We start from the raw sequence: 21,131 nt of genomic DNA on the forward strand, positions 1-21,131 counted from the left end.
GCTTATTGGAACAATGCGACAGACCTTCTGAAAGTCTTGACGAGTTTTCCCGATTCAAGCGCTGACGCAAACCGCGATCGAGTGAGACAGACGTGATCGATTTTTTGACTTCGATTTTCAGCACGAATGGCCTTCTGGTCGGAACGATCGTTCCGTTCCTGTTCGTTCTGACCGTGGTCGTTTTCGTTCATGAAATGGGACACTATCTTGTCGGGCGTTGGTGCGGCATCGGGGTGAAGGCATTCTCGATCGGTTTTGGACCTGAGCTGTTCGGGTTTAATGACCGGCACGGCACACGCTGGAAATTGTCGGCGATCCCCCTTGGCGGATATGTGAAATTCACCGGCGACATGTCGGTGACCAGCACGCCTGACCCCGAATCAACCGAACATCTGTCGCCCGAGGAGTTGCGTGTCGCCTTCCATACTCAACCCGTATGGAAACGCGCGGCGACGGTCTTCGCCGGCCCGCTCTTCAACTTTCTTCTGACCATCGCTGTCTTTGCCGTCATGTTTTCTGGCTTCGGACGGTATGTGATGGAACCGATGGTGGCTGACGTGCGGTCGGATTCGCCCGCCGCCATCGCCGGATTTCAGCCTGGCGACAGGTTTGTCTCCATCGATGGTACGCAAGTGCGCACCTTTGGTGATGTTCAACGTATCGTTTCCGGCCGGGCAGGCGATGAGTTGTCGTTCGTCGTCCGCAGGGATGAAGAGGAAGTGACCCTCACGGCGACGCCAGAGCTTCTCGAACAGAAGGATGCTCTGGGCAACACGGTGCGGATCGGCGCAATCGGCGTGATCAACGATCAGGAGATGGGGCAACCCCGCCTGATCGAGTTCGGTCCACTCGAGGCGCTCGGCGAGGCGGTGGGGGAAACCGGTTACGTGATTTACCGCACCGGCCAGTTCCTGAAGCGCTTCGTGGCCGGCCGGGAAGATCGTTGCCAGCTTGGCGGGCCGGTCAAGATCGCGGATATGGCCGGAAAGGCCGCTCAACTCGGGTTCGAGTGGCTGGTTCAACTTGTTGCATTATTGTCAGTCGGGATAGGCGTTCTTAATCTTTTACCCATTCCCCCCCTTGATGGCGGGCATCTGGTGTTCTACGCCATAGAAGCCGTGATGCGCCGTCCTGTGTCCGAGAGGGTCATGGACGCGGTTTACCGCGTTGGTCTGTTCGCCGTTCTCGCATTCATGGGGTTTGTTTTTTGGAACGACCTGTTTGGGTGCTAGGGAGGCTCGGGAAGGCAAAATGTGTAAAAATTGAGACGATATTTACCATGGCTTTGATTTTGGCGTGATGCGAATGCCACTAAGCGGTGGTTCGTAAACGCAAATTAACTAGAAGGCTTGCGTGTAGGGAAAATCTGGCTATTAGGTTAGCTGCTTTGCAAGATTGTTCCTATTTCTCGCTGCGGGGACAAAGAGAATAGAGGTTTTCAGGCCCAATGAAGGCATCTTCGAGCTTTAAGAACGCCGTTTCGGCAGTAGCCCTTTCGGCGGGGTTGGCGATGACGGGGACGGTCGCCGTTGAGCTGGCCACGATGGAGGCGGCGCATGCTGCCACGGTCAGCCGAATCGAGGTGCGTGGAAACCGTCGCGTCGACGCGGAAACCATTCGCAACTATATCAGCATTCGCCCGGGGCGTTCGTTCTCGCAGGATGATGTGAACGATGCCGTCAAGCGGCTCTTCGCAACCGGCCTTTTCGCCGATGTTTCGATCAGCCAGTCCGGCGGGGCGCTGGTCGTCACTGTTGATGAGTACTCGATCGTCAATCAGGTGATTTTCCAGGGCAACAAGAAGATCAAGGACGCGAATCTGGCGCGCGCAGTGCAGTTGCAGCCACGCAAGTCCTTCTCCAATCAGTCGCTTCAGGCCGACGAGGAGACGATCCGTGAAGCCTACCGGCGCATTGGCCGTGACGACGCAACCGTCAGCGGTCGCACGCAGGAGCTGGAAGACGGCCGCGTCAACGTCATCTTCGAGGTTCAGGAAGGCGGCCGCACCAAGATCGCCGCGATCAATTTCGTCGGCAACAATGCATTTCGCAACGGCCGTCTGAAGGATGTGATTTCGACGAAGCAGTCGAATTTCCTTTCCTTCCTGATGCGCAACGACATTTATGACGACAATCGTCTGCGCGCTGACGAGGAAACGCTGCGTCGTTTCTATTACAACCGTGGCTATGCCGATTTCCGTGTCATTTCCTCGTCTGCCGATCTCGACGAGACCGAGAACGCATACACCCTGACCTTCACAGTGGAGGAGGGCGAGCGCTATCGCTTTGGCAATATCGGCATCGAGAGCACGATTTCCGGGATCGATCCGGAGACCCTGCGCTCGCAGATCGAAACCAACCAGGGTAGCGTCTACAGCGCCAAGAACGTCGAAGATTCCATCATCGCCCTGACGGAGCATGTCGCCGGCATGGGCTATGCCTTTGCCCAGGTCACGCCGCGCGGCAACCGTAATTTTGAAACCCGTGAGATCGATGTTGTCTATTCGATCGATGAGGGACCGCGCGCCTATATCCAGCGTATCGAGATCCGCGGCAACCAGCGCACCCGCGATTATGTGATACGCCGCGAGTTCGATCTGAGTGAAGGCGATGCCTTCAACCAGGTGCTGGTACAGCGCGCCAAGCGCCGTCTTGAAGCACTGAACTTCTTCCAGACGGTCAATATCTCCACCGTGCCGGGCTCGCAGCCCGACCAGGTGGTCCTCGTCGTCGATGTGGTCGAGAAATCAACGGGTGAATTCTCCATCGGCGCCGGTTATTCGACCAGCGGCGGTGTCGACAGCAGCGGCGGTTTCTCCGTGGAAGGCTCGGTTACCGAGCGTAACTTCCTGGGTCGCGGCCAGTATGTCCGTATTGCTGCCGGCGGCGGCAAGAACTCGCGCGATTACTCGTTCTCGTTCACCGAGCCGTATTTCCTCGGACGCCGCATCTCGGCTGGTTTCGACGTTTACCGCCGCACGCGCAAGTTCGATGACAAGTATGAGCGCGACACGACAGGTGCGACGGTCCGCTTCGGTTTGCCGATTACCGAGGCGCTGTCCACGCAGCTGGCCTACAACCTCTCTCAGGAGGAATATACGGGCATTGGTGATTGCGAAGATCCGTATTCTGGGGGGTGCGATCTTGCCACCGCTCTTGTTCAGGCCATCGATCAGGAGAAGTGGATCAAGTCGTCCGTCAGCGGTTCGCTGATCTACAACACGATCGATGACATGAAGAACCCGCATTCGGGTCTTTATGCGAACCTGACGCTTGAGGTCGCCGGTCTCGGCGGCGATGCCAAGTTCGTGAAGGCAACCGCGCGCGGCACCTATTACCACACGCTGTCGGAGGAGCTTGACCTGGTCGGCCTCTTCACGGTCGGTGGTGGCCACATTCAGGCGCTTGATGGCGACCTGCGCGTGTTCGACCATTTCTCGAGCAGCGATCGCATCATTCGCGGCTTTGACTACAACGGCATTGGTCCGTATGACACTGCCACCGGCGATCATCTGGGCGGCACGACCTATTTCAATGCCTCCGCGGAAGCGCAGTTCCCGTTCCCGATCCTGCCCGAAAGCTTCGGTCTTCGTGGCGCGGTCTTTGCCGATGCCGCCACGCTTTACGGCAGCGATGTTGCCGGGGCGATCGGAACCGATATGCAGTGGCGCGCCTCGGTCGGCGCCGGCCTGATCTGGGCATCGCCCTTCGGACCGCTGCGCGTTGATTATGCCTACCCGGTCCTGAAAGAAGAATCGGACGAGGTGGAGCATTTCAACTTCGGTATTTCGACACGCTTCTAACGGTTGCGTGTTGCTGAAGCAGTTCCGTTTAGCCCGGGCCCTATGGGTCCGGGCGAAAGGTTTCCATGAAGGACCCTGATTTTTTTCCTCCCGCACGCCGCATTACGGCAGGCGAGATTGCCTCGCTGACGGGAGCCGAACTTGTTCGTCCCGAATTTGCGGGGATCGTGATCGATAGCGTTGCCGCCGCCTCTGACGGCGGCGCTGGCACGCTGGTTTTTATCGAAGGCAAGCGCAATGCCGAGCTCGTGCGAAACACGACGGCCGCCGCCGTTTTGTGCAAGCGCGAGGCGGCAGGCCATTGTCCCGAAACCGTGGCCCTTCTCGTGATCGATAGGCCACAGGCGGCCTTCGCCCAGATAACGCGACTTCTCTTCCCGCAGGCCATGACCCCCGGCACGATGACCGGCGAAACCGGAGTTTCGGAGCGGGCGAGCGTGGCCGCAGACGCCGTTCTCGAAGATGGGGTAATCGTGGAACCGGGCGCCGTTATCGGCACTGGCGTCATGATCGGCCGCGGAACGATTATTGCTCCCAACGCCGTGATCGGCGCCTCCTGCCGGATTGGCCGGGACAGCTATGTGGGCCCCGGCGCTTCCGTGCAATGCGCCATGATCGGGGACCGCGTCATTCTTCACGCGGGCGTGCGAATCGGCCAGGACGGGTTCGGTTATCTGCCGGGAACCAAAGGGCTTGAAAAACTGCCGCAGATCGGTCGTGTGGTCATTCAGGACGATGTGGAGATAGGCGCCAACACCACTGTGGACCGTGGCGCGCTCGTGGACACGATCATCGGACAGGGGACGAAGATCGATAACCTCGTCCAGGTGGCACACAATGTCCGCATTGGCAGAAGTTGCATCATCGCCGGAAATTGCGGCCTTTCAGGATCGGTGACGCTCGGCGATTTCGTCATGTTGGGCGGCCGGGTCGGGATAGCCGACCACATCAACATCGGCACCGGTGCCCAGCTTGCAGCATCCAGCGGCGTCATGAATGACGTGCCGGCGGGCGAGCGTTGGGCCGGGTCTCCCGCCCAGCCGATCCGCGAGGCATTCCGTGAGTTGGCTGCCTTGCGCGGGCTGGTGGACGGAAAGAAAAAGAGAACGAGGGACGGGGATGAGTGACACCGCTTCGACCACGCTTGAAAGCCTGGATATCATGGACCTGATGCGCTTGCTGCCGCATCGTTATCCTTTCCTTCTCGTAGACAAGATCATCGAGATTGACGGTGATCGTTCTGCCATAGGCATCAAGAATGTTACCATTAACGAACCTCATTTTACGGGGCATTTTCCGACACAACCGGTGATGCCGGGCGTTCTGATCGTCGAGGCGATGGCGCAGACCGCTGGTGCGATCTGCATCAACAATGCCGGCGACGAAAGTCCCTCGCTGGTCTATTTCATGACCATCGACAACGCGAAGTTCCGCAAACCGGTCATTCCAGGCGACCGTCTGGAGATCCACGTGACCAAGGTGAAGCAGCGCGGAAGTATCTGGAAGTTCGATTGCGTCGCAAAGGTGGGCGAGGCCAAGGTTGCCGAGGCCGTCATTTCGGCGATGATGTCTGTGGAACAGGCGAGCTGACGGAAAACTCATGGCGCGCGACACTGTTATTCACCCGTCGGCTATCGTCGAATCCGGCGCAGAGCTTGGCCAGGGCGTTCGGGTTGGGCCATTCTGCCATGTGTCGTCGGGCGCCAAGCTACACGATGACGTGGAACTGATCGGCCACGTGACCATCATGGGCGACACGACACTTGGCGAGGCATGCCAGGTCTATCCACAAGCCGTTCTCGGCGCACCTCCGCAAAACTTCAAGCACAAGGGCGGCAAAAGCACGCTTGAGGTCGGATCTCACAACGTTATCCGTGAAGGCGTGACCTTTCATGCCGGGACAGACACCAGCCGTGGCAAGACGACGGTGGGGTCGCATGGCCTCTTCATGGCCTATTCGCACGTCGCGCATGATAGTGATGTGGGCAATCACGTCACCATGGCGAATTACGCCGGTCTTGGCGGGCATGCCGAAATCGGCGATCACGTGATCATTTCGGGTTATGCGGCGGTCCATCAATTTGTGCGGATAGGGCATCACGCGTTTCTGGGCGGATTTGCCGCCGTGGTTGGCGATGTCATTCCCTATGGGATGGCTGTGGGTGACCGGGCGCGCCTGCGCGGCCTCAATCTCGTTGGCCTTAAGCGTTCAGGCATGCCGCGCGACGATATCGCCGCCCTGCGCAAGGCCTACAGAATGCTCTTCGCCGAAGATGGTTCGCTGGACGAGAACGCTCGCGCTGTTGAGCGCGCCTATCCCTCTTCGGAGCTGATTGGTGACATCGTCGCCTTTGTGGGGGGCAGGGACAAGCGTCACTTCACCCTTCCGGCGCGCGGCAGGGGCGCCTCCGAGGATGATGACTCAGGCTGAAAAATATCCGGCTCTGCCGGAGTCTGCTCGCGTCGCCGTTGTCGCCGGCAGCGGAGCCCTGCCGCGGGATGTGGTTCGAACGCTCGTGAAGGGTGGGCACAGGCCGATTGTCATTGCCATTGAAGGTGAAGCGGACTGGCTGGATGGCGCGAATGTCGCCGAATTTGAGCTCTGGCCCGCGCCCGCTGAACGTCTGGCTCTGTTTCTGCCGAAGCTGCAAAGAGCGGGTGTGACGCATCTCGTGCTCGCCGGGGGTGTGAGCCGCCGCCCGCCGATCCTCAAAGTCAGGCTGGGGTGGGACGTGTTTCGCGCTCTTCCCAAGCTCGTGGCGGCTTATGCCAAGGGCGATGACGGGCTCCTGCGTGCGGTGATCGCGCATATCGAGTCCAAAGGCATCCGGGTTCTGGGTGCGCACGAGATTGCCCCGGAGCTTCTCGCACCCGAAGGGATAATGACGCGCACCAAACCAAAAGCGTCCGACAAAAAGGATTTGGAGGCTGCCTACGCGGCAGCGCGAATGATCGGCGCGCTCGACATTGGCCAGGCGGCCATAGCGGTGGGCGGACGCGCGGTGGCGCTTGAGGGGATTGAAGGAACTGCAGGCTTGCTCGACCGGATGCGCGGCCTGCGCGATCACGGCCGCCTTGCTGGCAAATCCCGCGGCGCAATAGTCAAATGCGTCAAACCGGAGCAAGAGGAACGCGCCGACATGCCGACCATCGGCCCTGACACGATAAGGGCGGCACATGCTGCCGGGCTAGCCGGCGTCGGGGTGGAGGCGGGGCGCTCACTGATACTCGATTATGCAACCACGGTTGAGCTGGCAGACAAGCATGGTCTGTTCGTCATCGGGCTTGATCCGGAGGCGAACCATGAACGCTGAGCGCCGCCCTTTGAAAATTGCCGTGATCGCCGGTGAGGAATCCGGAGATTTGCTTGGTGCGGACCTCGTGGAGGCGCTGCGCAAGATGAACGGGTCGGATGTCGAGCTTCTTGGTGTCGGCGGGCGAGGGCTTATCGGGCACGGACTGGAATCGATCTTTGATGCCGAAGACATCGCGCTGATGGGGGTCAGCGCCATTGTGCGCGACCTGCCCAGGCTGATCCGCCGTATTGGCCAGACCGCAACGGCGATTGCGGATGCGAATCCCGACTGCCTGATCACGATCGACAGCCCGGAGTTCAGCCTCCGGGTCGCAAAGAAGGTGCGCGCGCTCGCACCCTCCATCCCGATCATCCATTATGTATGTCCAAGCGTGTGGGCGTGGCGGCCCGGAAGGGCGCCGGCCATGCGTCCGCATGTCGATGAGGTGCTTTGTCTTCTGCCATTCGAACCCGCCGAACTGGAACGGCTCAGCGGCCCGCCCGGCACATTTGTCGGCCATCGTCTGGCAAGTGACGCAGGCATCCTGGCGGCGGCTCAGGCGCATGTATCACGGCCGGCAAAAACATCCGACGAGCAGCGATCCCTGCTTCTTCTGCCTGGATCGCGCCGCGGGGAAGTGTCGAGGCTTCTCCAGCCGTTTGAGGAGACCGTGCGGCATCTTCATGAGGCAGGGCACGACTTCCGCATTCTCATGCCCACGGTTCCGCATGTCTCATCCATGATCGAAGCCGCGGCAAAGCACTGGCCGAAAAGACCCGAAATCATCCTCGATCAAGAGCGTAAATGGCAGGCCTTTGCCGAGGCCGATGCGGCACTGGCGTGTTCTGGAACCGTTTCTCTGGAACTTGCTCTGGCCCGCATACCGACCATTCTTTGCTACAAGACCGATTTTGCAGCCCGCGCCCTCATACCTTTGATCACCGTGTGGTCTGCGGCACTGCCAAACCTGATCGCCGGTTGGCCAGTCGTGCCTGAACATTTCAATCAGTACGTCCGGCCATCTTATCTCGCCCGCCAGATCACAACCTTGTGGGACGACAAGCCGGCGCGTGCCGCGCAGATGGCAGGCTTTCAGGAGATCGCCCACGCACTGGCGACAGAAAGACCATCAGGCGAGATTGCGGCGCAGGTGGTTCTCCGGCATGTTTCAGGCGCGGCTTGAGGTTTTGCAGGCTTTTTCCGGCCACAGGCTTGCACAGCACGCAGATCATTGACGTAGGGGCGGCTTCCGGCTAGAGAGCGGATCGGCTGCAGGCGCCTGCCGTCCGCCGACATCATGTCACGGTGAAGTTCTGCCCCAGACCTTTTCGATCCTCCTCCACGCATGTTCGCGCGGATGGCAATGCGGACCCCGTCCTTTTCAGCGCGGCTCTTGCGACAGGAGAACGGGGATTTGTCTGAAAAACCCATCAACGCTTTCACCGAAGGTCCTCTCGGACCCATCTATGCGCGTACCGCACTTCCGATCATTTTCGTGATGGGCATGAACGGACTGCTTGCTGTCTGCGACGCGCTCTTCCTTGGGCAATTCGTGGGGCCGGATGCTCTGGCCGCCGTCACGCTCATGTTCCCGCTATATATGTTCATCGTCGCACTGGCGACGCTTGTTTCGAGTGGCATGTCGAGCCTTCTGGCACGTCTTCTGGGCGCTGCCGAAACGCAGGCGGCAGGAAAAGTGTTTTCCGGCGCGCACGGCCTAGCGCTTCTTGTCAGCCTTCTTCTGATGCTGCTTTTCCTGCCGTTCGGACCGGCGATCTCCCTGCTTGTTGCTGGCGGCTCGCAGAAACTCGCGGAGATGGGCCTTGTTTATCTGCGGATCACGGTCTTCTCTTCACCCCTTCTGTTCCTGCTTTCCGTCAACTCCGACGCATTGCGCAATGAGGGCCGCATCAACCTCATGGCCGCGATGACCTTTCTGATCTCGATCGCCAATATCGGCTTCAACTACATGCTGGTTGCCGGTCTTGGCATGGGCGTTTCCGGCTCCGCCTATGGAACCGCACTCGCCCAGGTGCTCGCATTCGCAGGCATTCTCGCCTTTCGTCTGTGGGGCCGGACGCAATTGCCTCTTTCAGTCCTTGCGCGCTACGGTCTGCATGGAAGCTGGGGACACATCCTGGCGCTCGGCGCGCCGCAGAGCCTGAATTTTATCGGCATCGCGCTGGGGTCGGCGACGATCCTTACAGCACTTCAGTGGGTGGCGGCGCCGGGCTATGGGACCACCGTTTCGGCATACGGGATCACAACGAGGGTCATGACCTTCGCTTTCCTGCCGCTTCTTGGGTTGAGCCATGCCATGCAGACGATCACGGGCAACAATTTCGGCGCAGACAGGCTGCTGCGCGTGAACAGGAGCCTGCAATTTGCTGTTGTCGCCGCCTTCGCCTACTGCCTTGCGCTTCAGGTTCTGATGGCCTGCTTCGCCTCTGCGATAGGGCGGGTCTTCGTCGGGGATCCAGCGGTCGTGGCCGAAGTGGCGCGCATCCTTCCCGTGATAACAGGCCTGTTCTTCGCCACTGGCCCGCTGATGATGATCGCGATGCATTTTCAGGCAATCGGTGATGCGGGCCGGGCGGCGCTGCTCGGTCTTTCGAAGCCATACCTCTTTGCAATGCCGCTCGCCTTCTCGTTCGCCGCTATTTTCGGCGAGGCCGGTATCTGGGTTGCCGGGCCGTCCGCAGAAGCAATGCTTTTCGTCCTCACCGTCTTCGTGCTTTACCGCACGGCCCGGACAAAAAGGCTGGGTTGGGGGCTTTTCCCGGCGGTGAGTGGAGTGCAGGCATGAAGCCCGCACTGCCCACCATGGCGGAGGCGAAGGCGCTCGCAAAGCGCCTACGCCTGCATCTGAAGGACCGAGGCCGCGTCGTATCGCATGCGCAGGCGCTCGAAACAATCGCGCACCAGCATGGATACCGTGACTGGAACACGCTTTGTGCTGCAATCGGGCAGAATAAACCCGATGCATGGGCTCCCGGCCAGCGCGTGCAGGGGATCTATCTCTCGCGGCCGTTTGAAGGAACCCTGATCGCTTCGCAAAGGCTGCGCCCCGGCTGGTTTCGCGTCGTGATCGACCTCGACGAACCTGTGGACGTTGTCACGTTTGACAGCTTCTCCAGCCACCGCAAACGCATTCGTGGAACCGTCGGTCCGGACGGGCATTCCCGAGAGCGCACATCCAACGGGCTGCCGCATCTGACGCTGGAAGCCAGAGCAGTTCCATAAAGAAAAAGCCCCGCCGAAAAACAGCGGGGCTTTTCTCTGGTCGATAAGACCTCAGCGCTTGGCGATCGGAACGTAATCGCGCTGCGACGCACCTGTGTAGAGCTGGCGGGGGCGACCGATCTTCTGCTTCGGATCCTCGATCATCTCTTTCCACTGGGCGATCCAGCCGACGGTGCGCGCGAGCGCGAAGAGCACCGTGAACATGGTGGTGGGGAAGCCCAGCGCCTTCAGCGTGATACCGGAATAGAAATCGATGTTCGGATAGAGCTTCTTTTCGATAAAGTACTCATCCGTCAGCGCAATGCGCTCGAGCTCCATGGCGATGTCGAGCTGCGGGTCGTCTTTGATGCCCAGTTCGCTTAACACCTCGTGGCAGGTCTTCTGCATGATTTTCGCGCGCGGGTCATAGTTTTTGTAGACCCTGTGGCCGAAGCCCATAAGGCGGAACGGATCGTTCTTGTCCTTCGCACGGTCGATGAATTCGGGAATTCGATCGACCGAACCGATCTCGTCGAGCATGTTGAGCGCCGCCTCGTTTGCGCCACCATGGGCAGGCCCCCAAAGGCAGGCGATGCCGGCAGCGATACAAGCAAATGGATTGGCGCCCGAAGAGCCGGCCAGACGGACAGTCGAAGTGGAAGCATTCTGCTCGTGGTCGGCATGCAGAATGAAGATCCGCTCCATCGCGCGCGCAAGAACCGGGTTTACATTATAGTCCTCGCACGGCACCGAAAAGCACATGTGCAGGAAGTTCGCTGCATAGCCAAGGTCATTCTTCGGATAAACGAAGGGCTGACCCACATGATACTTGTAGGCCATGGCCGCGATGGTCGGCATCTTGGCGATCATGCGAAGGCTGGCCACCATGCGCTGATGCGGATCGGAAATGTCTGTGGAGTCGTGATAGAAGGCCGACATCGCCCCCACCACGCCACACATGACCGCCATTGGATGCGCATCACGGCGGAAACCGGTGAAGAAGCGGTTCATCTGCTCGTGCACCATGGTGTGGTGCGTCACGCGATAGTCGAAATCTTCCTTCTGCGCCTTGGTCGGCAATTCGCCATAAAGCAGCAGATAACAGGTCTCCAGAAAATCGCCATGCTCAGCCAGCTGTTCGATCGGATAGCCGCGGTGGAGGAGGATGCCTTCGTCACCGTCAATATAGGTAATCTTCGATTCGCAGCTCGCCGTGGAGGTGAAACCCGGGTCGTAGGTGAACATCCCGGTGTCTTTGTAAAGCGAGGTGATGTTGACGACATCCGGGCCCACGCTGCCCTTCAAAATCTCGAATTCGTGCCCGTCTTCCTGGCCGCCAATTTCCAGCTTCGCAGTTGGTTTGGTCATCGCAATCACCTCTCACTTCAAGGAACTTGGCGCCAGAAAACTGTCGCCCAAAACAATATGGTCGGCGGTCGAGCGCGCGAAATAGCTAACGCATTTCCCCCGTGGTGCCAAGCGCGTGCAGCATCTGAATATTGCACTGCAGCACGCTCTTGGTCATGAAACCCTGTCCGCAAGCCTAATCCTTTGCGGGACGAAGCTAGGCAGCCTGATCGCGGATACGCGCCAAACTCTCCTCTTGCCCAAGAACGGAAAGAACATCGAAGATGCCTGGCGACGTGGTGCGCCCGACGAGCGCTGCCCTCAAGGGTTGGGCGACTTTGCCAAGCTTGCGTTCGGTCTGTTCCGCAAAAGCGCGGACAGCTGCTTCGATATTCGCAAGGGTCCAATCCTCTACATTTTGCAATACGGGAAGAATTTCCGCAAGCAGTTGACGCGCATTCTCATCCAGAAGCTGATTGGCTTTTTCGTCGACATGAAGCGGTCTTTCCACGAATAGAAATCCGGCACTATCAACGAGTTCCACGAGAGTCTTGGCGCGTTCTTTCAAGCCCGGAAGCGCCTGCAGCAACTGATTTTTCCGCGTCTCGTCCAGGGCGTCGAGGAGTGCCTTGCCTCCAGCCAGATATGGCAGTGTATCGGTCAGGATATCAAGCAGCGTCGCATCTTCCATCTGCCGCATATGCACGCCATTGAGCGCCTCCAGCTTCTGGAAATCGAAACGCGCGGCGCCCTTGTTCACATCGGCAATGTCGAACCAGCGAATCATGTCTTCGTCAGACATGATCTCGTCGTCGCCATGGCTCCAGCCCAACCGTGCCAGATAGTTGCGCAAGGCCGAGGGAAGGTAACCCATCTCCCTGTACGCCTCGACGCCCAGCGCGCCATGCCGTTTGGAGAGTTTCGCGCCGTCTGGCCCATGAATAAGCGGGATATGGGCCATCACCGGCACCTCCCAGCCCATTGCCCTGTAGATCACCGTCTGGCGTGCGGCATTGGTCAGGTGGTCGTCGCCGCGGATGATGTGTGTGACGCCCATATCGTGGTCGTCCACCACCACGGCATGCATGTAGGTGGGGGATCCATCGGAACGTAGGATAATGAAATCATCGAGATCCTTGTTGGGGAAGCGCACCGTGCCCTGCACCTGATCCTCGACAATGGTTTCCCCGTCTTGCGGCGTTTTGATACGGATAACGGGTTTGATTCCCTCGGGAGCCTCCGAAGGATCGCGATCACGCCATGTGCCGTCATAGCGGGGTGGGCGCCCTTGGGATCGCGCTTTCTCGCGCATGGCCTCCAGCTCCTCCTGTGAGCTGTAGCAATAGTAAGCTTCTCCCCTGGCCACCAGCTCCTCCGCAACCGCGCGGTGTCGCTCTGCGCGCGCAAATTGTGAAACAGGCTCGCCATCGCAGTCGAGACCGAGCCAAGCAAGTCCGCTGAGGATGGCTGCGGTCGCTTCGTCCGTTGAGCGCTGTCGGTCAGTGTCTTCGATGCGCAACAACATCTTCCCGCCGGTATGGCGCGCATAGAGCCAGTTGAAGAGCGCCGTGCGCGCGCCGCCGATATGCAAAAAGCCGGTGGGTGAGGGCGCAAAGCGCGTGACGACGGTGCTGCTCATGAATCTATCCCGGGATTTGACGCGATCTCACAGCCTTTTCAAAGGTAAGCGATACCGCAGGTGGTCTTTGGCTGGCTGTCATGTAGCATAGAACGGTTCGGGCGCAAGCATGGTACGGGGAGGCCAGGCGATGGGGGACGAACTGGCAGTGCCTGAGACCGATGAGCGGGCGCAGTTTGCCGTCGGTATGCAAGCGCCGGAAGCGCAAGTCGAAGCAAAAGTTATCGAAATGGGGCAGGCGCGCGCCTCGCATACCCTCATTGCAGCAAGAAAACTCGGTTTGCCCACCCCGCTCTGGCATGCGTGGAACACGAGAACGCGTGCCGCACTTTCGCAGGAAGCAGCCAGAGGCACCCTGTTTCTTTGGCTTCCGGTTCTGCTGGGTGCCGGGGCGCTTGGTTACTTCGCCTTGCCAGTCGAGCCGCCTGCCTATGCTGTTGTCAGCGGCTTGTTCGCCCTCAGTTTTATGGCCTTCCTGGCTTCGGGAAAACCCTTCCTTCGCGTCGCAATTCTTGCCACTCTCATCGTTCTCTTGGGGCTTACATGTGCCAAGATCGAAAGCTGGCGGGCAGCAACACCCATGCTTGGGGCGGAGGTGACAACGCGGCTTACCGGCCGTGTCGCGAGCATTGAGGCGCGAGCGGACGGGCGTTTGCGTTTGACCGTAGACCTGATTTCAACCGAACGCCCACAGTTGCGCTATGCACCGGCGCGCGCGCGCCTATCGGCACGCTCAATTCCAGAGGGTTTGAGACCGGGGGATGGAATTCAGGGGCTGGTGCGCCTTATGCCCCCGTCAGGACCCATCCGGCCCCGCGCTTATGATTTTTCATTCGAGAGCTATTTCGACGGTCTCGGCGCCGTGGGCTTTTTCATGAAGGGTCCGGAGCGGGTGGAAATCGATCAATCATATGGAACATGGCGATCGTCTTTATCCGCACTCCAGAGATTGCGGGAACACCTTGCCGAGAGACTCCGCAGCCGCGTGGGCGGGGCCGAGGGCGAGGTGGCCGCAGCGCTCATCACCGGGATGAGGGGAGGCATCCCAGAAGAGTACAACGAACATCTGCGCCGGGCCGGACTGGCGCATGTTCTCGCCATTTCGGGGCTGCATATGGCGCTTGCTGCTTTTACGATAATCGGTGCCGCGAGGCTCGGATTTGCATTCTTTCCCGGTTTTTCTTCGCGTCATCCGGTTCGCAAATATGCTGCCGCTGTCGCCCTGCTTGTCTGCTTTTTCTATTTGCTGGTCTCAGGGGGCGGTGTGGCGGCTCAGCGCAGCTTTCTCATGCTTGCGATCATGCTCCTTGCCCTGTTGTTTGATCGCGCTGCTTTGACCATGCGTAATCTGGCTTTTGCAGCCTTGATCGTGATTGTGACGGCGCCGCACGAGGTCGTTGGGCCCGGCTTCCAGATGTCGTTTTCAGCAACTGCGGCGCTCATTGCTGGCTATGCGGTTTGGAACGCGCACCGCATCAAACGGCTTTCCCGAAAACCCTATGCGGAGCGGAAAGGTGCTGCAAAGTTCGCCCACCTGATCATCGTGTCCATCTGCGGTATCGCGCTTACATCCCTTATCGCCGGCACTGCGACAACGCTCTATGGTGTGTGGCACTTTCAGCGGGCATCCCCGCTGGCGCTCGGAGCCAATCTGGCGGCCATGCCCGTGGCCTCAGTCGTGGTGATGCCTTCGGCAGTCGCGGCGATCGCCACGATGCCGCTGAACCTCGATGGTTGGCCGTTGGCCCTGATGGGCGGGGGGATATCCGCAGTCATGGGCATCGCTCGGTGGTTTTCCGAGCACAGCCCAATCGATGCCACCGGCGCAATCCCTCTCTCCGCCACCCTCTGTCTGACCGCGGCGCTAGCCATCCTCACCACCACAACCACCAGTTTGCGATTGGCCTCTCTGCCACTTCTCGCGATGGGGCTGCTCCTCATTTCGGCGCGCAATTTGCCTGACATCTTCATTTCCGAGGACGCACGGCTGGTGGCGGTGCGTACATCGGACGGGGCTCTCGCTGTCAACCGCAATCGACCAAATGCATTTGCTCTGGAAAACTGGTTACGAGCCGCCGGAACAGAAACTGTTCTTAAACCAGAAGGGCTGAGCGGCGCGGCAACTGCGGAGGTCTTTGCCCGCGCCACAACGCCTCGGTTTCGATGCAACGAGGCCTTCTGTGTGCTGCGCCATCAGCATGGTGCAATCATTGTGCATGTGATGAAAAGCGAAGCTCCGCCTTCCCGTCGACTTCTTGATGAACTGTGTGGGGCTGCCGATCTCATCATCATCAACGATGCGCGCATCGACGGGCCTTGTGGGCTGGGCCGCGCAAGAACAATCACGGCTCAAGATCTGGCGCGAGGAGGCAGTGCGGAGATAAGCATAGCCAGCACTGCTCAGGAACGGCCCCCGTTTCACATCGCTTTTGCGGTCAGTGAACCTTTTCGGCCATGGCACCAGCAGCGTCAGTATTCACGCGCGGCTCGTGGCCTGGGACCATACAAACGCAGCCCGAAGACTTCAAAAGACTGATAAAACTCCGTAGAAACAGGGGTTTAAATCAAACTTCAAAGACTTTAGATGTCCGGCCCAGTCCGAGCTCACTCTGACCCAAAGGCGTGAAGCACGGCATCACGGAAGATGAGCTAGCCCACGCGCTGCATAAAAGCTCTGGCGGCATGTGGCGCGCGAATCTTTCCTTCATGAATGAAGTAGACGAAGACCTCGCGCGGCTTCATCGCGGGCGTGAAATCCGGGTCCATGAGCGGAAGGTCATCGGGTTGTCCGCCCTGAGCCCACAATTTCGCCCGTTGCGTCCATCCGTCGAGCTCTGCCGGCGGATAGGCTGTCGGAACATCATCCTCGCCGCGCTGCAGACGGGCATAGATGAAATCACCCGTCACGTCGGCGATTTCCGGATAAGTGTTGTGATGCGCGTAGCAGATGGCGGCACCATACTTGCGCACGAGGCGGGGAAACTCCGGCGTGCAGAAGCTTTCGTTACGCACCTCCAGAACATGCCTGAGGGGAACGCCATCGCGCTCGGAGGGCAGCAACTGCAAAAACCCTTCAAAATCTTCCGGATCAAACTTCTTCGTTGGAGCGAACTGCCAGACGAGAGGCCCAAGTTTCTCTCCGATTTCGGAAATACCGGAACCAAGAAATTTCTCAAGAGATTCAGTAGCTTCCGACAGAACCTTGCGGTTTGTCACGAAGCGATTTCCTTTGAGCGCGAAGACAAATCCATCCGGCGCCTCGCTTGCCCATTTGGCATAGGTTGCGGGCTTCTGGCTCCCATAATAGGTGCCGTTCACCTCAATGGTCGGCACCTGCCGCGAGGCGTATTCGAGTTGTCGCTTCTTCGGCAGGTCATCGGGATAGAAGGTGCCTTCCCATGGCTGGAACGTCCAGCCGCCCATGCCAGCGCGAATGGTGCCAGTGGTCATCGGTCTACTCCGCTGCCTGGGCTTTGCCGGCGGGCCGGCGTTCGAGAAGCTCTTTGAGGAATTTGCCGGTGTAGCTGCGCGGCTCGGCCATGATGTCGTCGATGGAGCCTGAGGCGACAAGCTCGCCTCCGCCATCGCCGCCCTCGGGACCCAGATCAAGAATCCAGTCGGCAGTCTTGATGACTTCGAGATTGTGCTCGATCACCACCACCGTGTTTCCCTGATCGACCAGTTCGTGCAGCACTTCGAGAAGTTTGGACACGTCATGGAAGTGAAGCCCCGTGGTCGGCTCATCCAGAATGTAGAGCGTGCGCCCGGTTGCCCGTTTCGAGAGTTCCTTGGCAAGCTTGATGCGCTGCGCCTCGCCACCTGACAGAGTTGTCGCCTGCTGGCCGATATGAATGTAGCCAAGACCGACACGCGCGAGCGTGACCAGCTTGTCGCGTACGGCGGGTACGGCTGAAAAGAACTCAACCCCTTCATCCACGGTCATTTCCAAAACATCGGCGATGGACTTACCCTTGAAGGTCACGTCGAGCGTTTCGCGGTTGTAGCGCTTGCCGTGGCAGACGTCGCAGGTCACATATACATCCGGCAGAAAGTGCATCTCGATCTTGATGACGCCATCACCCTGGCAGGCCTCGCATCGGCCGCCCTTGACGTTGAACGAGAAGCGGCCGGGCTGGTAACCGCGTGCCTTGGCTTCGGGCAGGCCCGCAAACCAGTCACGGATCGGGGTGAAGGCTCCGGTATAGGTGGCAGGGTTTGACCTTGGCGTACGGCCGATGGGGGACTGATCAATGTCGATCACCTTGTCCAGATGTTCGAGCCCCTCGATCCTGTCATGTTCGGCAGGTTGTTCGCGCGATCCCATGATGCGGCGCGAAGCGGCCTTGAACAATGTCTCGATCAGAAGCGTGGACTTGCCGCCGCCGGACACACCGGTGACGCAGGCAAAGGTGCCGAGCGGCACTTCCGCCGTCACGTCCTTCAGGTTGTTGCCGCATGCACCCACAACGCGAATGCGCCGCTTCTTCGGGATTTCACGACGCTGTTCGGGCATCGGGATTGCCATTGCGCCGGTCAGATATTTACCGGTGACGGAGGCCGGGTTGGCCATGATGTCGCGCGGCGAACCTTCGGCGATGATCTGTCCGCCATGAATGCCGGCGGCAGGCCCGATGTCGACCACGTGGTCCGCCGTCAAGATGGCGTCTTCGTCATGCTCGACCACGATCACCGTGTTGCCAAGATCGCGCAAATGCCTGAGCGTTGCCAGAAGCCGGTCATTATCGCGCTGATGCAGGCCGATGGACGGCTCGTCAAGCACATAAAGAACCCCCGTCAGACCCGAGCCAATTTGCGACGCGAGACGGATGCGTTGGCTCTCACCGCCCGACAGGGTGCCCGAATTGCGTGAAAGCGTCAGATAGTCGAGGCCCACATCGTTGAGAAAGCGCAGGCGCTCGCGGATTTCCTTCAGGATTCGGACGGCGATCTCGTTCTGCTTGTCATTAAGGTGGCTCGGCAGCTCTTCGAACCAGGCACCAGCCTTGCGGATCGACATTTCCGTCACCTGGCCGATATGCAGGCCGTCGATCTTCACCGCCAGGGCTTCCGGTTTGAGACGGTGCCCGCCACAGGCCGGGCAGGGATGGGCCGACATGTAGCGCTCGATCTCTTCGCGCATCCAGGCCGATTCAGTCTCTTTCCAGCGGCGCTGGAGATTGACCACCACGCCCTCGAAGGGCTTCGTGGTGCGGTAACTGCGCAGACCATCATCATAGTCGAAGACGATCTTCTTCGAGCCCGTGCCGTTCAGGATGGCATCCTGACCCTCCGCCGGAAGGTCACGCCAGCGGTCGCCGACCTTGAACCCATATTCACGTCCGAGCGCCTCTAGCGTCTGCAGATAATAGGGCGACGTGGATTTCGCCCAGGGCGCAATCGCCCCTTCGCGCAGGATCGCACCGTCGTCAGGCACCACCAGGTTCGGATCGATAGCGCGCTGGCTGCCAAGCCCGTCGCAAGTGGGGCAGGCGCCGGCCGGATTGTTGAACGAAAACAGACGCGGCTCGATCTCCGGGATCGTGAAGCCTGAAACCGGGCAGGCGAATTTTTCTGAAAAGACGATCCGCTCATGCGTCTCGTTCTTGGATTTGTTGGCGCTTCCACCTTTTGCCGTTGCCTCATCGGAGAGAGGTTTATCGGCAAATTCCGCGACCGCCAGTCCCTCGGCAAGCCTTAGACAGGTCTCAAGCGAATCCGCCAACCGTGTGGCGAGATCGTCGCGCACCACGACCCGGTCCACCACGACGTCGATGTCGTGCTTGTATTTCTTGTCGAGTGCGGGAACGTCGGCAATCTCGTAGAACTCGCCATCCACCTTGACGCGTTGAAAGCCCTTTTTCTGGAGCTCGGCCATTTCCTTGCGGTATTCGCCTTTGCGGCCGCGCACGATGGGCGCCAGGATGTAAAGCCGCGTGCCTTCCTCCAGAACCATAACCCGGTCGACCATCTGACTGACCGTTTGGCTTTCGATCGGCAATCCCGTGGCCGGCGAATAGGGAACGCCCACCCGCGCAAAAAGCAAGCGCATATAGTCGTAGATCTCCGTCACCGTTCCGACGGTCGAGCGAGGGTTTTTAGACGTCGTCTTCTGCTCGATGGAAATGGCTGGCGAAAGCCCGTCGATCTGGTCGACATCGGGTTTCTGCATCATTTCCAGAAACTGGCGCGCATAGGCCGAAAGGCTCTCCACATAGCGCCGCTGGCCTTCGGCATAAATAGTGTCGAAGGCGAGCGACGACTTGCCGGAACCCGACAGACCGGTCATGACGATGAGCTTCTCGCGCGGCAGGTCGAGATCGACATTCTTGAGATTGTGCTCGCGCGCGCCGCGAATGGTGATGGACTTGTGTTCTGGCATGCCCCGTCGCTGCCTGTTTTGAGAAACCGGATGGGCCGGCAGCACGCCGGTCTGTGCATCATGTAGGAAGCGGGATGCAAATGTCGACCGCCGGGTCGGAATGACACCGTGCCGACAGCGCTTCGCCGCGAGCGCCCCCGTCTCATCAGTTTGAGACGAAAACGCATATCTCCCTTTAACACGTGCTCCCCGGCGTTCCGCAAGGAAAAAGAACAAAAAACGAACGCTCTCCTGACAATTTTGCCAGACCCGACCATGCGATCGAGAAAATGCGCCAGGTTACAGCTGATCACATTTGCCGGCTTGGCAAGGCATTTTCTTGACCGCTACGCCCCGAAGGCGCAGTATATCTCGGTCAGCGCTCGTGGTTTGAGTGCGCCGTGGAAATGCCTGTGGGCATATCTGCAAGCACGGTCTGCCTGAGCAGGCAAACACCGAGCAATGGCCGAAACGCGAAGAAGGAGCAGGGTATGACTCCACCTGACCGATCCCTAGGGCTTCGCCTGGATTGCGAAGCCACAGCCGGCTGATCGGTTCAAGACACATTCGACGCTTGTCGCGGAAAATGTGTTTCGATACCGATCCATGGTGATTGACGTTTCTGGAGAACGCGATCGCCGGCAGGCATGACAACGCTGGCGGCTGGCTGCCCCCTAAAATCAAAACTCTTTGAAGACAGGGTTGTAAAAAGCCCTGCCTGATGACACCGGTAAACCATTCCCGGTATGGAGGGTCGGAAGACCCGGAGCCCCGTGCGACCAAAAGGCGGCGGGGCTTTTCTCTCACGTTGCGTGCGCGGGAGCGGGTGCATTGACGCTGATCATTGAATGTGAACATAATAAGAACAAATGAGCTGTGGACGAGAGCCGGAGCACCGCAGGCGGAGCGCGCGCGGGAGCGCGGCTTTCGATAAAGTGCGCAGCAGATTTCGGACAAGCGTGGAGAAGCGTTATGGCGGGCAGCGTCAACAAGGTCATTTTGGTGGGAAATCTGGGTGCAGATCCCGAAATTCGCCGGCTAAATTCCGGCGATCCGGTGGTTAATATGCGCATCGCCACCTCTGAAACCTGGCGCGATCGCCAGTCGGGTGAGCGCCGTGAGCGGACCGAGTGGCACAATGTCGTGATTTTCAACGATAATCTTGCCAAGGTGGCCGAGCAATATTTGAAGAAGGGCGCCAAGGTTTATATCGAGGGCCAGCTTCAGACACGCAAATGGACCGACCAGAACGGTCAGGAACGCTACACGACTGAAGTTGTATTGCAAAAATTCCGTGGCGAACTGCAGATGCTCGACACGCGCGGGCAGGGCGGCGACAATCAGGTCGGTTATAGCGGCGGTGGCAATCGCGGTTCCGATTTCGGCCAGTCAGGCCCTGCCGATACCAGCGGTGGCAGTGGCGGAGGCGGCTACTCGCAGAACCTCGACGACGAAATCCCGTTCTGA

15 protein-coding genes are annotated in these 21,131 nt (G+C 59.3%); 11 read left to right on the plus strand and 4 right to left on the minus strand.

All coding sequences use genetic code 11. The features are described from left to right. Positions 1–92: 92 nt before the first annotated feature. From rseP to KW403_RS17080, 9 genes are all read left to right on the plus strand, one after another. Entirely contained in the window at positions 93–1,232 is a 1,140-nt protein-coding gene (rseP, locus tag KW403_RS17040) for an RIP metalloprotease RseP (protein ID WP_223020603.1), read from the plus strand. A 215-nt stretch (positions 1,233–1,447) separates the two neighbouring features. Next, positions 1,448–3,802, plus strand: coding sequence for an outer membrane protein assembly factor BamA (gene bamA / locus KW403_RS17045; RefSeq protein WP_223020604.1), 2,355 nt, complete (start codon positions 1,448–1,450; stop codon positions 3,800–3,802). 65 nt (positions 3,803–3,867) lie between these two features. Next, positions 3,868–4,929: a UDP-3-O-(3-hydroxymyristoyl)glucosamine N-acyltransferase gene (gene lpxD, locus KW403_RS17050; protein ID WP_223020605.1), complete on the plus strand. Its 1,062-nt coding sequence runs from the start codon at positions 3,868–3,870 to the stop codon at positions 4,927–4,929. Beyond that, entirely contained in the window at positions 4,922–5,392 is a 471-nt protein-coding gene (gene fabZ / locus KW403_RS17055) for a 3-hydroxyacyl-ACP dehydratase FabZ (RefSeq protein WP_223020606.1), read from the plus strand. Before lpxD ends, fabZ begins: the two co-directional genes overlap by 8 nt. A gap of 10 nt (positions 5,393–5,402) precedes the next feature. Next, positions 5,403–6,233 carry an acyl-ACP--UDP-N-acetylglucosamine O-acyltransferase gene (lpxA, locus tag KW403_RS17060; RefSeq protein ID WP_223020607.1) on the plus strand — a complete coding sequence of 277 codons (831 nt, stop codon included), beginning with the start codon at positions 5,403–5,405 and terminating at the stop codon, positions 6,231–6,233. Continuing rightward, the gene (locus KW403_RS17065; RefSeq protein ID WP_223020608.1) at positions 6,217–7,116 is read left to right on the plus strand and encodes an LpxI family protein; all 900 of its coding nucleotides are present in this window, start codon (positions 6,217–6,219) and stop codon (positions 7,114–7,116) included. Before lpxA ends, KW403_RS17065 begins: the two co-directional genes overlap by 17 nt. Further along, positions 7,106–8,281 (plus strand): lipid-A-disaccharide synthase, encoded by a 1,176-nt coding sequence (lpxB, locus tag KW403_RS17070; protein ID WP_223020609.1) that lies wholly within the window; start codon positions 7,106–7,108, stop codon positions 8,279–8,281. Before KW403_RS17065 ends, lpxB begins: the two co-directional genes overlap by 11 nt. 231 nt (positions 8,282–8,512) lie before the next feature. Next, positions 8,513–9,904: an MATE family efflux transporter gene (locus KW403_RS17075; protein WP_223020610.1), complete on the plus strand. Its 1,392-nt coding sequence runs from the start codon at positions 8,513–8,515 to the stop codon at positions 9,902–9,904. Then, entirely contained in the window at positions 9,901–10,341 is a 441-nt protein-coding gene (locus KW403_RS17080; protein WP_223020611.1) for a glyoxalase superfamily protein, read from the plus strand. The genes KW403_RS17075 and KW403_RS17080 overlap by 4 nt, the downstream gene beginning before the upstream one ends. 51 nt (positions 10,342–10,392) lie before the next feature. On the opposite strand, the gene gltA is transcribed toward KW403_RS17080, so the two are convergent. Together gltA and gltX are read right to left on the minus strand one after the other, a co-directional pair. Then, a complete protein-coding gene (gltA, locus tag KW403_RS17085; protein ID WP_223020612.1) occupies positions 10,393–11,688 on the minus strand; it encodes a citrate synthase in 1,296 nt (431 codons plus the stop codon). Between the two features lie 196 nt (positions 11,689–11,884). Further along, the gene (gene gltX, locus KW403_RS17090) at positions 11,885–13,306 is read right to left on the minus strand and encodes a glutamate--tRNA ligase (protein WP_223020613.1); all 1,422 of its coding nucleotides are present in this window, start codon (positions 13,304–13,306) and stop codon (positions 11,885–11,887) included. A 130-nt stretch (positions 13,307–13,436) separates the two neighbouring features. On the opposite strand from gltX, the gene KW403_RS17095 reads away from it, so the two are divergent. Further along, on the plus strand, positions 13,437–15,842 hold the full coding sequence (locus KW403_RS17095; protein WP_223020614.1) for a ComEC/Rec2 family competence protein: 2,406 nt from the start codon (positions 13,437–13,439) through the stop codon (positions 15,840–15,842). Between the two features lie 113 nt (positions 15,843–15,955). Here the strand turns inward: KW403_RS17095 and KW403_RS17100 are convergent, their stop codons facing one another. Together KW403_RS17100 and uvrA are read right to left on the minus strand one after the other, a co-directional pair. Beyond that, positions 15,956–16,756, minus strand: a complete 801-nt coding sequence (locus KW403_RS17100) for a DUF72 domain-containing protein (RefSeq protein ID WP_223020615.1) — start codon at positions 16,754–16,756, stop codon at positions 15,956–15,958. Between the two features lie 4 nt (positions 16,757–16,760). Further along, on the minus strand, positions 16,761–19,685 hold the full coding sequence (gene uvrA, locus KW403_RS17105) for an excinuclease ABC subunit UvrA (RefSeq protein WP_223020616.1): 2,925 nt from the start codon (positions 19,683–19,685) through the stop codon (positions 16,761–16,763). Between the two features lie 951 nt (positions 19,686–20,636). Here uvrA and KW403_RS17110 point away from each other — a divergent pair. Then, entirely contained in the window at positions 20,637–21,131 is a 495-nt protein-coding gene (locus KW403_RS17110) for a single-stranded DNA-binding protein (RefSeq protein ID WP_223020617.1), read from the plus strand.

Source organism: Nitratireductor kimnyeongensis (genome assembly GCF_019891395.1).
Taxonomy (GTDB): Bacteria; Pseudomonadota; Alphaproteobacteria; order Rhizobiales; family Rhizobiaceae; genus Nitratireductor; species Nitratireductor kimnyeongensis.